This is a genomic window from Lichenicoccus sp. (genome assembly GCF_965276875.1).
Taxonomy (GTDB): domain Bacteria; phylum Pseudomonadota; class Alphaproteobacteria; order Acetobacterales; family Acetobacteraceae; genus Lichenicoccus.
The window spans coordinates 2,721,852-2,734,510 of record NZ_OZ255701.1 but is presented as its reverse complement, the minus strand read 5'-3'; the positions used below and the strand labels follow the sequence as shown (position 1 = coordinate 2,734,510).

The window sequence follows — 12,659 nt, the reverse complement described above, 5'->3', positions numbered from 1 at the left end:
TGCGTGCATGCACCCTTCCCTTCCGGCGGTCGCTCTCATTGTGGCCTCTGCCGTGCTCTGCCTTGCCGGTGCGGCGCACGCGCGGGACGCTCCCGAGACAATCGAGGTGACCGCGACACGCTTGCCCGAGCCCCTCGACCAGGTGCCGTCGGCGATCTCGGTCCTGTCCGGCCAGGATCTGCGCGACCGAGGGGTGACAGATCTCGCCTCAGCTCTGGCGCTGGTGCCCGGCGTCGAGGCCCCGGCCGGCGGCGATGCCGGCCCTGCCAGGCGGTGCCGTCCTTGCTCGGGCTGGACGAGTTCGACGCCTTCCTGCTGGTGGTCGACGGCGTGCCGTGGGGCGGCGCGGGATCGGTGCCGGTAACCTACGGCGCCACCGCGTTCATCGGCGGCCTATCTCGGCTGGGGTAGACCGTGCCGCTTGTTGCGCGATCAGCCCGCGCAGTTCGGACGGCGGCAGATCGTCATGCGCCGTCGAGGTGCTGATGTCCAGAAACGGGACTGCGAGCAGCCAACGTACGGGCGGCCGCAACCACAGGCGACGGTGAGGCGGTTTGAGGGGCACTCGCCAGCCTGTCGCGCCGGTTGGCATCGACAAGCAGAGGCCCCGGCGCGGGGCTGGAGGGTGGCGGATAGCCCTAGGTTGGGCGGTACATTGTTGGAGCGTTCCCGCGCGTTCGCGCGGCCTTTCTCTGAGGCGGGACTGCCGCCCGTGCGGTCTCGTCCGGCGCTGCGTCCGACGCGGGCCTTGTGACCGGAATGCGAACCATGCCCGGCTCGTCCGGGAGGTCGAACAGGCGCGAGGCGACGGCCTCTTCGATCGACATGTGTCCGATCTCGGCTCGCATCGTCATCGGGATGCTGTCGCTGCCGATCGACAGGTTGAGGCCTTCGGACAATCGCTTCGCCACGCGCTTCTCCCTGGAACACGCGCCAATCGTCGCGTGTGCCTATTCGGGATTCCCGTGGCTCACGTCTGCGGCAGTCGCTGGCGCACGATACGGAGCGCCTCGGCGAGCACCGCTGGCGCGTCCAGACGATCCGTGTCGATGGCGATTGCGTCGGCGGCCGGGCGCAGCGGGGCCGCGGCGCGGGCGGCGTCGGCGGCGTCGCGGGCGGCGAGCTCGCGTCGGGTCCGGCTGAGCGCGTCACCTGCTTGCCCGCCTTGCTGCAGCCAGCGCCGTTCCGCACGCCGCGCGAGCGAGGCGGTCAGGAAGAACTTCACCGTGGCGTCGGGGAATACCACCGTGCCGATGTCGCGCCCGTCGAGAACGGCGCCGCGCGCGTGGCCGAAGCGGCGCTGGAAGTCGAGCAAGGCGGCGCGCACCCCTGGCTGGCCCGCGACTTGGCTGGCAGCGCGGTCGACCTCGGGGGTGCGCAGGTCGGCGCGCTCCAGGTCCGACGCGGGGAGCGCCCGCGCCGCCGCCTCGGCGTCGCTTTGCGGATCGTGGCCGGCATCGAGCATGCGGCGCGCGACGGCACGATAGAGCAGGCCGGTATCGAGATAGGGCAGGTCCAGCGCCTCGGCGAGCCCGCGCGCCAGGGTTCCCTTGCCGGCTGCTGCCGGGCCGTCGACCGCAATGATGAGCCGAGACTGGGCCGGGGCCGTTTGCATCGGCAGCGGAGTGCGTCGTTAGCCGAGGCGAGTCAAGAGAGCAGCCGCGACCAGCTCGGCATTGTCACGGGCGATACGTCCGTCCGGTAGCCGGTCGCCATCCTCCAGGCCGACACGCACAGACAGCCCGGCCAACATCGCCTTACGCAACATCGGCCAGACCACCGCATCGAAGCCGTGCAGCAGCCGCGGGCAGTGCAGGCGGCTGGTCAGCGCCAGCATGGAGTCAGCCGTCGCCTCGGCGCCCTCCGGCGATTGCGCATCAATCTCGATGAGAATGCGAAGGCTGTGCTGGGCGAGGTCCAGCGACAGGAACCGCTCGGCGTCGCTCTCGTCGGCGAGCCCGGCCTCGATTGCCACACAGCGACGACGGAGTGCTGCGAACACCGCCGGAGCCGCGGCCTCGGAGAAGTTGACCGAGGCGAAATCCGGCAGCAGGCGCCAGCCGGCGATGGCGGCGAGCGTGCGATCGGGATCGCTCTCGATCCATTCGCCGGTGCTGATGCCGAGCGGCACACCGGGCAGGGCGGCGCGAAGAGCGCCCAGCCCGGCATCCAGGCACCCGGCTGAAAGGCTTTCTGCGCCGTCCGCACCGCGTGGGTGCAAATGCAGCAGCTCGGCACCGGCGGTGACGCAAGCCCGCGCCTCTCGCACCAGCGAAGGCGTATCAAGCGGCAGCGCCGGATGGTATCCGACTTTGCGGGCGCCGTTGAGGCAGGCCTGGATCAGCACGGCAACACTCCGATCGCGGGGGCGCCGCAGGTTTGACAGAGACCCCCCGAGATGGCATGGGGCGCGCCCGGCGCTGCAATCCCACGAATACAGGGTCTCCGATGGCCAAGCCAGAACTCGGCACCAAACGCATCTGCGTCTCCTGCGGCGCGCGCTTCTATGATCTCACCAGGACGCCGGCGGTCTGTCCGAAATGCGCGACCGAGCAGCCGATCGAGCAACCGCGCCAGCGCCGGGTCGCGGCCGCCCTGCCGGAAGACCGTCGTCCGAAGAAGGTGGCACCCGATCTGGATGACGGTGACGCCGAGGCGGAGACGGCCGACGAGGAGTCCGAGGACGACGACGTGATCGAGGACACCGCCGATCTCGACGATGATTCCGACGCGATCGGCACCGATATCGAGGTCGAGCCCGACAATGACGAGCGCGAGAGCTGATCCGGCTCTCAGGCGGCCGCGTGCAGGATCACCAGGCCGCCGATCACCGCGGCGATCCCGGCCCATTGATGCGTCGCCACCTGCTCCTTGATCAGCACGCGGGCGAGAACGACGGTGACGACACTGGCCAGTGACGCCAGCACCGTCGGCACTGCGATATTCCCGCCGGTGACCGCCAGGGTCAGCGCCAGGAACGCGGCGGAGGCGGCAAGACCGGTGCCGAGCACCACCGGAAGCTGAGTGAAAGACGGTGGCGAGAGGTCGCGCCGCAGCACCGCGGCGGCACTGCCGAGCAGGATTACCCCAAGCCCGTAATAGAGCCAGACCGGGATCAGACTGCCGAGCTTTGGCACCGCGTAATGCGCCTGCGCGAAGAAACCGACGCCGTAGAGCAGAGCGGCGGCGGCGGCGAGGCCAATGCCGGCCGGCCGCACTGTGCGGCCGCTCTCGATCGGCACGGGGACGGAGGCCAGCGCCCCACCCAGCACGGCAATCGCAATCCCCCCCAGAGCGACCGCCCCAAGCGGCTGGCCGAAGGCGGCGGCGAGCAAGGCGGTGATGGCGCCGTAGGTGGCGACGATCGGCATGACGACGGCAAACCGGCCGATGCTCAATGCCCGGTAGAACAGCGCCGTCGCGGACAGGATGGTCAGGTTCGCGGCGATCGCGACGGCCCAAACGGAGAACGGCAGGCGGAACACGCCCGCGGGTGCGGCATGGCCAAGTACGATCCACAAGCTCAGCAGCGACGCCGAGCACAACTCGCCCCAGAACAGGGTGCGCCACACGCCCACCGCGCGGCTCGCGAACTTGGCGACATAATCGCTGATTCCATACAGCAGGGCAGTGAGCAGGCCGAATTCGATAGCTGTGTTCATGCCACGCAGGTGCCTATCGCTTGGCCGATTTGCAACAAAGCGTGGGCATGAAAGCCACAACTCAAGGCTGCCCTGCGTTGCCCGCTTGTCGCCGCTCGATCTCGACGCCGACGGCCTCGATCTCGTCGAACACGTCCAGCTTCTCGACGGCGACCCGGATCACGCGGATGCGACGGTCGGCCAGGACGCCGGCGGCGATCCGCTCGGCCAGGGTCTCGACCAGCCGGACATGGCCGCCGGTGACGATCCGGCGCACCAGCAACACCACCCGCTCATAGGAGACGGTGCGCGAGAGATCGTCGCGACCGACGTCCAGGCCCGGGCCGTCGTCCACCCCGAAGGAGATGTCGATGCGCACGCGCTGGGTGACCCCATGCTCGTGCGGATAGATCCCGATGGCCGCCTGCAGCACCATCGCGCGCAGATAGACGCGGCGCAGCGGCGGCGTGTCCGGCCAGGGCGCGAAGACCATCACTCGGCTACTCCTCCGGCGCGCCGCCGCCGGCGGGAGCTGGATGCCATTGCAGATGCTGGCCACCGTCAAGTGCGAGCATCTGCCCGGTTACCGACGGCAGACACAGCAAGGCGAGTACTGCGCGGCCGATTTCGTCCGGATCGGTACCACGTCCGAGCGGCACGGCGGCGCATTGTGCCGCGAACTGCGCTGCACTCTGCCGCGGGCTGGGCAGAGCGGGGCCGGGCCCGATCGCGTTCACCCGGATCCGCTTTGGCGCGAGAGCCAGCGCCATCGAGCGGGTCAGCGCCCACAACGCCGATTTCGACACCGTATAGGAGACGAAGTGCGGGGTCATCGACCAGACCCGCTCGTCGAGCATGTTGAGCACCATGCCCTCGGCATCCTCGGGGAGATGCCGGGCGAATGCCTGCATCAGCACGAACGGCGCACGCAGGTTGGGCTCAAGATGCGCATCCCAGCTCTCGCGGGTGGCATCGTGCCAGTCGTCACGCGCGAACAGGCTGGCATTATTGACCAGGATGCCGAGGGGGCCGAGGGCGTCGGTGGCACGGGAGATCAGGCTGGCAAACTCGTCCTCGCGACCGAGATCCGCCTCGACGACGCAGGCTTGCACGCCGAGCGCGCGTATCTCCTTCGCCGTATCCTCGGCAGGCGCGCGCGAGGAGGGGCGGCAATGGACCGCCACCGCGACACCGGCGCCGGCGAGGGCCAGCGCGATCGACCGGCCCAGCCGCGCGCCGCCGCCGGTGACCAGGCTGGCGCGCGGGATGGAGCCCGGAATCCCAGCCAAGATCATGCCGGCCGCCGCGCCGTCAGGGCGGCAGCGAGGGTGCCGTCGTCGAGCACGTCCAGGGCGCCCCCCATCGGCACGCCCTGCCCGACCCGGCTGACCGCAATCCGGCTCGCGGCAAGCCGCTCGTTCAGCCAATGCGCCGTGGTTGCGCCCTCCACGGTGGCGCCGAGGGCCAGGATCACCTCGCGCGTCTCGCCGCCCTCGATCCGCGCCAGCAGCGGCGACAGGTTGAGGTCTTCGGGGCCGACGCCGCCCAGAGGCGAGAGCGTGCCGCCAAGCACATGATAGAGCCCGCGATGCACGCCGGCCCGCTCCAGCGCCCACAGATCGCCCACGCCCTCCACGACGCAGATCAGCGAGCGATCACGGCCGGGATCGTTGCAGATCGTGCAGGGGTCGCAGCTATCAAGGTTGCCGCACAGCGCGCAGCTCCGCACCACCCGAGCGGCCTGTTGCATCGCGCTGGCGAGCGGCAGCAGACGCACCTGCGGCTGGCGCAGCAAGGCGAGTGTCGCGCGTCGCGCCGAGCGCGGCCCGAGGCCGGGCAGCTTGGCGAGCAGGTCGATCAGGCGCTCGATCTCCGGACCGCCCATGTGTCGGCCGGCCTAGAACGGCAGCTTCATGCCCGGCGGCAGGTTCAGCCCACCGGTGACGGACTCCATCTCGGAAGCAGTGCGCTCCTCGAGATGGCGTTTGGCTTCGGCGTGGGCGGCGACGATCAGGTCCTCGAGCATCTCCATCTCAGCCGGATCGGCAAGCTTCGGGTCGAGCTTGATGCGTCGCAGGTTGCCCTTGCCGGAGAGGGTAATGGTGACCATCCCGGCGCCGGCGCTGCCCTCGATTTCCAGGGCTTCGAGCTTGCTCTGCATTTCCTCCATCTTGGCCTGCATCTGCGAGGCCTGCTTCATCAGGCCGGCAAGGTTCTTCATTCAATCGTCCTCCGGGAGTTCGTTCTGGTCGAATGCGAGATCGGGTGCGGCTTGCGGCAGCAGTCCGTACTCGTCCAGGCGGCGGTCGTGCAAGCGGCCGACCTGGGCGCCGGGAAAGGTCGACAGGATCGCCTGCACCAGCGGATGCGCCTCGGCACGCGTGCGGCCGCTCGCCTCCATCGTCTCCGACTGTTCGGCAAGCGTCGGCTCGCCCGGCGCGCGCGAGACGGCGATCGTCCAGCGGGTGCCGGTCGCGTCGCTCAGGATCGCAGCTAACCGCTGGGCGAGGTCGCGTGGCGCCTGCGGCTGCAACCGCAACTCGATAATCGGCGGGGCAAAGCGCACGAGATGTACAGAGTGCCGCAGATGGCCGTGCAGGCTTGCTTCACGGCAGGTCGCGACATGGGCGACCACGTCGCGCCAGCCACTCAGCACCGGGGCGATGGGCTTTGGGTCGGCAGGCTGGACGTCGGCAGGCGGCTCGGGCCTCGACGGGGTCTCAGGCGCAGGCGCATCGACGAGGCGGCGCACCAGATCGCCCGGTGTCGGCATGTCGCGCACATGACACAGGCGGATCAGCACCATCTCGGCGGCATCGGCGCGGTCAGGCGCCACCTCGACCTCGCCGATCCCTTTGAGCAGCATCTGCCACAATCGGGCCAGAGACGGCACGCTCAGGCGGTCGGCGAGTTCCGCACCACGCACCCGCTCCGCTTCCGGCAGATCGCGGGTGTCGCGCAGGGCCGGCAGCGTCTTCAGGCGCGAGACGGTGTGGATCAGCTCCAGCAGGTCGGCCAGCATCAGCCCGAGATCGGCGCCGCGCGCATGCGCCTGTTCGGTGATGCCCAGTGCCAGATCAGCGCGGCCCTGCGTCACCGCTTCGAGCAGGTCGAATACAACACCGCGATCGGCCTGGCCCAGCATGCCGGCCACCATCGCGGCGTCGATCTCCGCCCCGGGGCCGTCCTCGCCCAGGGCAATCGCCTGGTCGAGCAGCGACAGCCCGTCGCGCACCGAGCCGTCAGCGGCGCGCGCGATCAAAGCGAGCGCGTCGGCGCTGATCGCCGCCCCCTCCTTGGCCGCAATTGCGCCGAAATGCGACGCGAGCTCGGATTGCGAGACCCGTCTGAGATCGAAGCGCTGGCAGCGCGACAGCACCGTCACCGGCACCTTGCGCAGTTCGGTGGTGGCGAAGATGAAGGTGACCTGCGCCGGCGGCTCCTCGAGCGTTTTTAGCAGCGCGTTGAACGCGTTGCGCGAGAGCATGTGCACCTCGTCGATGATGAACACCTTCATCCTGGCCTGCATCGGCCGGAAGCGTGTCGCCTCGATGATCTCGCGCACGTCGTCGACGCCGGTGCGCGACGCCGCGTCCATCTCCAGCACGTCGGGGTGACGGTCGGCCAGGATCGCGGTGCAGTTCGCGCAAACCCCGCAAGGGTCCGCGGTCGGACCGCCGCTGCCGTCTGGGCCGATGCAGTTCAGCGCGCGCGCGATGATCCGCGCCGTGGTGGTCTTGCCGGTGCCGCGCACGCCGGTGAGCATGAAGCCGTGCGCCACCCGACCCAGCGCGAAGGCGCGCCGCAGGATACGCACCATGGCGTCCTGGCCGATCAGCTCCTCAAAGCGGGTCGGGCGCCAGACCCTCGCCAGTACCCTATAGGGCGCCGCCGGTGGTGCTGGGTCGCCGAACAGGCCCGGCCCATCGGCCGGCGGCAGGGCTTCTGGTGAGAGGTCGAAATCCTGGCTCAAGAATAGGGGATCTCTGAAGGTGGGAGGCCGAACGATGACCCGAGCGGAAACTCGCTGCGGCTGCTTCCTTCCGGACCTGACCGGGTTGGCAAGGCGCTCGTCCGCCGCCGACCTCCCGAAGGCATCTTAACATGCGAGGGGGCATGCGTCACAAGGGGTGACGCGGCGCTTGAATCCCTGCGCGGCACAGGTGCTGGGGCTGCGATGCACGCCAATTTCTTCACTGGTAACCCGCTCGACCGCGTCTCGGCCCTGCGCGACGACGCGGCCGTCATGCTGGCCCTGCGCGACGACCCATCGAGTCGCTTCCTGCCAGTCTGGCGTGATCAACATCTTATGAGGCACGACGCGCTGCGCGTCGCGATGCCGAGCCGTGAGGCCCTCATCGCCGAACTCGGCCCAATCGAGGCGCACCCGTCGGTGCTGCTAGGCTTGCGCGACGAGCGCGCCCTCTTCGCCCTCGATCTGAGCAAGCTCGAGGAGCCGCAGACACAGGGCATCAAGCTCGGCCATTTCGAGCCGCTGCGGCCGCTCGCCCCGCTGCTGCCGACCGACGAGGCGGCGATCCTGGCGCAGGCGCGCGGCATGCTGCACTGGCGCCGCCTAAACGTCTTCTGCGGCCGCTGCGCCAGCCGGACCAACCCCGAACAGGGCGGCAGCCGGCTGGTCTGCCCGAATTGCGGGCTGCAGCAGTTCCCGCGCACCGATCCGGTGGCGATCATGCTGGTGCATCACGAGGGCCGTGCCCTGCTTGCGCGCGGCACCCGCTTTCCCGGCCGCAGGCTGTTCTCGGCCCTCGCCGGCTTTATCGAGCCGGGCGAGAGCGCCGAGGAGGCGGTGGCGCGCGAGACCTTTGAGGAGACCGGCATCCGGCTTGCCCGGATCGACTATCATTCGAGCCAGCCCTGGCCCTTCCCGGGTTCGCTGATGCTGGGCTTCCTCGCCGAGGCCACCGGCCACGCGCTCACCCTCGATCCCGCCGAGATCGCCGAGGCACACTGGCTGACGCCCACGGAGTTGCGCGACCCAGCGCACCTCGACATCGAGCTGCCCGGTCCCATAGCGATCGCCCGCAGCCTGATCGACGCCTGGCTGGCGGCGCAATGAGTGCCGAAATCGACTGGCTCGGACAGGGCCGCGTGATGCGGATCACGGCCCTGCGCGACGATATCCTGCGCGTGCAGGTGGGCCGTGACGGCGCATTGCCAGCTGACGAGTCCTGGGCGGTGCCACACGCGCGACGAGCCGCCCGCGCCGCGCTGCAGGCGAGTCCCGCGGGCCTGCGCACCGCCGCCTTGCGCGCCAGCATCGATGCCGACAGCGGCGCGCTACGGATCGAGGCCCTCGACGGGCGTGAGGTCCTGGCCGACGCAGCTCCGCCAACATGGGACCGGGACGGCTTTCGGCTGAGCAAGTGCTTGTCCAAGCAGACCCATATCTTTGGCCTCGGCGACAAGATCGGCGCGCTGGACCGGCGCGGCCGCAGCGTCGTGCTGTGGAACACCGACGCCTACAAGTTCCAGGAGAGCACCGACCCGCTCTACAAGGCGATTCCGTTCTTCCTCGGCTTCACGCAAGGCCACGCCTATGGGCTGTTCCTCGATAACAGCCACCAAAGCCGCTTTGAGTTCGGTGTGCTGCACCCCGACCGGCTCTCCTTCGGCGCCAATGGCGGGTCGATCGATTATTACGTCCTCGCCGGCCCGACCCCGAAGGACGTGATCAGCGCCTATCACTGGCTGACCGGCCCGGCGCCGCTGCCGCCGCTCTGGTCTTTCGGCTACCAGCAGTCGCGCTACAGCTACATGTCGGCCGATGCCGTGCGAACGGTGGCCACGACGATGCGCGAGCAGAACATCCCCTGCGACGTGCTGTGGTTCGACATCGACGTGCTCGACCGCAACCGGCCGTTCACCATCGACCCCGACCGATTTCCCGATTTCCCCGCGCTGACCAGCATCTTGCGCACGCAGGGTTTCAAGCCGGTGATCATCACCGACCTGCACGTGCCGCGGCTCCCCGACCAGGGTTACGCCCCCTATGACAATGGTGCCGCGGGCGACCATTTCGTGCGTGACCGGACAGGCGCGCCCTACGTCGGCGATGTCTGGCCCGGCCCCTGCTGCTTCCCGGACTTCACCCGCCAGGCGACCCGAGACTGGTGGGGGACGCTGTTCAGGAACCCGATCTTCGATCAGATCGCCGGCATCTGGAACGACATGAACGAGCCGTCGGTGTTCTGGACAGACAGCCGGACCATGCCGCTCGACGTGCAGCACCGGATTGACGAGCCGGGCTTTGCCCCGCGCACCGCCAGCCACGCCGAGATCCATAATCTGTTCGGCATGCAGAACGCTCGCGCCACTTATGACGGGCTGCTGGCGAACCGTCCCGGTCGCCGCCCCTTCGTGATGTCGCGCGCGAGCTTCGCCGGCGGCCAGCGCACCGCCTTGACCTGGACCGGCGACAACTCCGCGACCTGGAACCATCTGCGGCAGAGCACGCCGATGCTGCTCAGCCTCGGCCTGAGCGGCTTCGCCTTCGCCGGCTGCGACCTCGGCGGCTTTGCCGGATCGCCGTCGCCAGACCTGCTGACCCGCTGGCTGCAGCTCGGCATGTTCAATCCCGTAAGCCGCAACCACAGCGACAAGGGCACACGCGCGCAGGAGCCCTGGGTCGATGGCGAGCCGCATACGACATTGCGCCGACGCGCCATCGAGGAACGCTATCGCCTGCTTCCTTATATCTACAGCCTGGCCGAGGAGAGTGCGCGCCTGGGCTTGCCTATGATGCGGCCGCTGTTCATGGAGTTCCCCGATGCCACCGGCGGCGTCCCGCTCGACCTCGAAGCCGACAGCCAGTTCATGTTTGGGCCGGCACTGCTGGTCGCCCCCGCCCCCTACCCCGATACGCTGGACGACTACCAGGTGATGCTGCCGCCCGGCGACTGGTACGACTACTGGACCGGCGAGGCGTTGTTGAATTTGCCATTCGCCAAGCTGGCGGGCGGCAGCGGCAACGAGACCAACTTGCGCCACGACCCCGCCACCATGCCGAGGGCGATCACGGTGCGGCCCGATCTCGCGCGGCTACCGGTCTATGCGCGCGGCGGCAGCATCATCCCGCGCCAGCCGCTGGTGCAGCACACCGGGCAGACGCCGCAAGGCGCGCTGGAGCTTGCGGTGTATCCGGGCCCGGTCTGCCGCGGCTCCCTCTACCTCGACGATGGCGAGAGCTTCGCCTACCGCGACGGCGAGTTCCTGCGCCAGGAGTTCACCTGCAAGACGCGCCCGGACGGCACGCTGGCGCTCGGCATCGGCGAACGCGAGGGCCGCACCAAACCCTGGTGGGACCGCTTCACCATCATCGTGCATGGACGCGGTCCGGTGCGCCGGATCGACATCGCGGACAGCGCGCAGGCGCAGGTCATCATCGTCTAACCCGCGCGCTCCCGGAAGGCAGAGCGCGGATAGACGCCCAGGATACGCAGCTCGTCGGAAAAGAAGCCCAGCTCGTCGAGGGCACGGCGCAAGCCGATGTCGTCCGGGTGGCCGTCGACATCGGCCATGAACTGGGTGGCGGTGAAGGCGCCGTCGAGCATGTAGCTCTCCAGACGCGTCATGTTGACGCCGTTGGTGGCAAACCCGCCCATCGCCTTGTAGAGCGCCGCCGGCACGTTGCGGACCCTGAACAGCAGCGTCGTCATCGTGCCGGCAATGCCTGGCGCGATCCGCTTGGGCTCGGCGGCCGCGATATAAAAGCGGGTGGTGTTGTGGGCGGCGTCCTCGACATTGCGACGCAGGATACATAGTCCGTTCAGCTCGGCGGCGAGCGACGAGGCCACCGCCGCCTCCTCCTTGCGGCCCCAGCCCGCGACCAGGGCCGCGGCGCCGGCGGTGTCGGCCTGGATCACCGGCTGGAGTTCGAGCTCGCGGATCAGCTTGCGCACCTGGCCCATCGCCACGGGATGCGTGTGCAGCCGCCTGAAGTCGGTGATGTCGGCGCCAGGCACGCCCATCAGACAATGCTCGACGCGCTGGAAATGCTCACCAATGATATGCAGCCCGGCACCGGGCAGCAGCGCGTGGATGTCCGGCACCCGTCCCGCCAGAGAGTTTTCGCAGGCCAGCATGGCGAGCCTCGCGCCGCCATCATGCACCGTCTCGATGGCGATGGCGAAAGTGTCGCAAGGGACCGTCTCGCAGCCGGGATAAGCGGTGCGACAGGCCAGATCGGAATAGGCGCCGCGCTCGCCCTGAAAGGCGATCCGGGTCATGCCGCCGCCATCCGGGCGCGAGCGCGTTCAAGGTCGGCCGGGGTGTCGATCCCGAACGGCGCGTCGGCGACCCGCGCGCAGCCGATCCGCATGCCAGCCTCCATTGCGCGCAACTGTTCGAGCTTCTCGCGTCGCTCAAGTCGGCTTTCCGGCAGGGTTACGAAGCGGTCCAGCGCGTCCCGTCGCCAGGCATACACGCCGATATGGTGCCAGAGCGGCCCCTCTCCCCAGGGGATCGCGGCGCGCGAGAAATACAGCGCCCATGCCTGCTCGGCATCGGGCGCGAAGTCGCACGCCGCCTTGACCACGGATGGCGTCCGCGCCTCCTCCGGGCTGGTGATCGGCGCCACCAGGGTCGCGATGTCGCACAGCGCATCGGCCAGCGGCGTCAGCACCGCGCGCAGGTGGCCCGGGGCTATCGACGGCAGATCGCCCTGCAGGTTGACGACAATGTCATGCCGGCCGTCCAGGTCGAGCAGACGCGCCGCCGCATGCACGCGGTCGGAGCCGGAGGCGAGCCCAGGCGCGGTCATCACCGCCATGCCACCGGCGGCGCGGACCACGGCGGCCACCTCTTCGTCGCACACCGCAACCGCCACCGGACCGATATCCGCGGCACGCGCACGATCGAGCACATGCAAAATCATCGGCCGTCCGGCGATATCGGCAAGCGGCTTACCCGGCAGGCGCGTGGCGGCCATACGGGCGGGAATCAGCAGCAATGGGTTCATTCGGGTTCCAGCATGGACACGGCGATTGCCGCATGACG

15 protein-coding genes, 1 other RNA gene and 1 pseudogene are annotated in these 12,659 nt (G+C 69.2%); 5 read left to right on the top strand and 12 right to left on the bottom strand.

Features of this window, described 5'->3' with window-relative positions:
• Window positions 1-7: 7 nt before the first annotated feature.
• Both ACQY4K_RS13325 and ACQY4K_RS13320 read left to right on the top strand, forming a co-directional pair.
• Window positions 8-247, top strand: a pseudogene (locus ACQY4K_RS13325) (TonB-dependent receptor plug domain-containing protein); the annotation flags it as partial.
• 26 nt (window positions 248-273) lie between these two features.
• Window positions 274-411: a hypothetical protein gene (locus ACQY4K_RS13320; RefSeq protein WP_428396292.1), complete on the top strand. Its 138-nt coding sequence runs from the start codon at window positions 274-276 to the stop codon at window positions 409-411.
• A gap of 227 nt (window positions 412-638) precedes the next feature.
• On the opposite strand, the gene ACQY4K_RS13315 is transcribed toward ACQY4K_RS13320, so the two are convergent.
• The 3 genes from ACQY4K_RS13315 to ACQY4K_RS13305 are packed head-to-tail and all read right to left on the bottom strand — an operon-like array spanning window position 639 to window position 2,347.
• Window positions 639-911: a hypothetical protein gene (locus ACQY4K_RS13315; RefSeq protein ID WP_428390676.1), complete on the bottom strand. Its 273-nt coding sequence runs from the start codon at window positions 909-911 to the stop codon at window positions 639-641.
• A 59-nt stretch (window positions 912-970) separates the two neighbouring features.
• Entirely contained in the window at window positions 971-1,615 is a 645-nt protein-coding gene (locus ACQY4K_RS13310) for a (d)CMP kinase (protein ID WP_428390675.1), read from the bottom strand.
• 18 nt (window positions 1,616-1,633) lie between these two features.
• Complete coding sequence (locus ACQY4K_RS13305) at window positions 1,634-2,347, bottom strand: 3-keto-5-aminohexanoate cleavage protein (RefSeq protein ID WP_428390674.1); 714 nt, start codon at window positions 2,345-2,347, stop codon at window positions 1,634-1,636.
• Between the two features lie 101 nt (window positions 2,348-2,448).
• Here ACQY4K_RS13305 and ACQY4K_RS13300 point away from each other — a divergent pair, with 101 nt between their 5' ends.
• Window positions 2,449-2,784 carry a TIGR02300 family protein gene (locus ACQY4K_RS13300; RefSeq protein ID WP_428390673.1) on the top strand — a complete coding sequence of 112 codons (336 nt, stop codon included), beginning with the start codon at window positions 2,449-2,451 and terminating at the stop codon, window positions 2,782-2,784.
• An 8-nt stretch (window positions 2,785-2,792) separates the two neighbouring features.
• Here the strand turns inward: ACQY4K_RS13300 and ACQY4K_RS13295 are convergent, their stop codons facing one another.
• The 7 genes from ACQY4K_RS13295 to ffs form a co-directional block, all read right to left on the bottom strand.
• Entirely contained in the window at window positions 2,793-3,662 is an 870-nt protein-coding gene (locus ACQY4K_RS13295; protein ID WP_428390672.1) for an EamA family transporter, read from the bottom strand.
• A gap of 61 nt (window positions 3,663-3,723) precedes the next feature.
• Window positions 3,724-4,134 carry a dihydroneopterin aldolase gene (gene folB / locus ACQY4K_RS13290; protein WP_428396122.1) on the bottom strand — a complete coding sequence of 137 codons (411 nt, stop codon included), beginning with the start codon at window positions 4,132-4,134 and terminating at the stop codon, window positions 3,724-3,726.
• A 7-nt stretch (window positions 4,135-4,141) separates the two neighbouring features.
• The gene (locus ACQY4K_RS13285; RefSeq protein WP_428390671.1) at window positions 4,142-4,936 is read right to left on the bottom strand and encodes an SDR family oxidoreductase; all 795 of its coding nucleotides are present in this window, start codon (window positions 4,934-4,936) and stop codon (window positions 4,142-4,144) included.
• Window positions 4,933-5,526, bottom strand: a complete 594-nt coding sequence (gene recR / locus ACQY4K_RS13280) for a recombination mediator RecR (protein WP_428390670.1) — start codon at window positions 5,524-5,526, stop codon at window positions 4,933-4,935. The genes ACQY4K_RS13285 and recR overlap by 4 nt, the downstream gene beginning before the upstream one ends.
• A gap of 12 nt (window positions 5,527-5,538) precedes the next feature.
• Window positions 5,539-5,862 carry a YbaB/EbfC family nucleoid-associated protein gene (locus ACQY4K_RS13275; protein WP_428390669.1) on the bottom strand — a complete coding sequence of 108 codons (324 nt, stop codon included), beginning with the start codon at window positions 5,860-5,862 and terminating at the stop codon, window positions 5,539-5,541.
• Window positions 5,863-7,614 (bottom strand): DNA polymerase III subunit gamma/tau, encoded by a 1,752-nt coding sequence (locus tag ACQY4K_RS13270; RefSeq protein WP_428390668.1) that lies wholly within the window; start codon window positions 7,612-7,614, stop codon window positions 5,863-5,865. It abuts the gene before it with no gap.
• Between the two features lie 18 nt (window positions 7,615-7,632).
• Window positions 7,633-7,731: signal recognition particle sRNA small type (ffs, locus tag ACQY4K_RS13265), an RNA gene on the bottom strand.
• An 87-nt stretch (window positions 7,732-7,818) separates the two neighbouring features.
• Here ffs and nudC point away from each other — a divergent pair.
• Window positions 7,819-8,721, top strand: a complete 903-nt coding sequence (gene nudC / locus ACQY4K_RS13260; protein ID WP_428390667.1) for an NAD(+) diphosphatase — start codon at window positions 7,819-7,821, stop codon at window positions 8,719-8,721.
• Window positions 8,718-11,054, top strand: a complete 2,337-nt coding sequence (locus ACQY4K_RS13255) for a TIM-barrel domain-containing protein (RefSeq protein ID WP_428390666.1) — start codon at window positions 8,718-8,720, stop codon at window positions 11,052-11,054. Before nudC ends, ACQY4K_RS13255 begins: the two co-directional genes overlap by 4 nt.
• Here the strand turns inward: ACQY4K_RS13255 and ACQY4K_RS13250 are convergent.
• Window positions 11,051-11,890: a prephenate dehydratase gene (locus tag ACQY4K_RS13250; RefSeq protein WP_428390665.1), complete on the bottom strand. Its 840-nt coding sequence runs from the start codon at window positions 11,888-11,890 to the stop codon at window positions 11,051-11,053. The genes ACQY4K_RS13255 and ACQY4K_RS13250 overlap by 4 nt on opposite strands.
• Window positions 11,887-12,621, bottom strand: a complete 735-nt coding sequence (locus ACQY4K_RS13245) for a 3-deoxy-manno-octulosonate cytidylyltransferase (protein ID WP_428390664.1) — start codon at window positions 12,619-12,621, stop codon at window positions 11,887-11,889. The genes ACQY4K_RS13250 and ACQY4K_RS13245 overlap by 4 nt, the downstream gene beginning before the upstream one ends.
• Window positions 12,622-12,659: the final 38 nt, after the last annotated feature.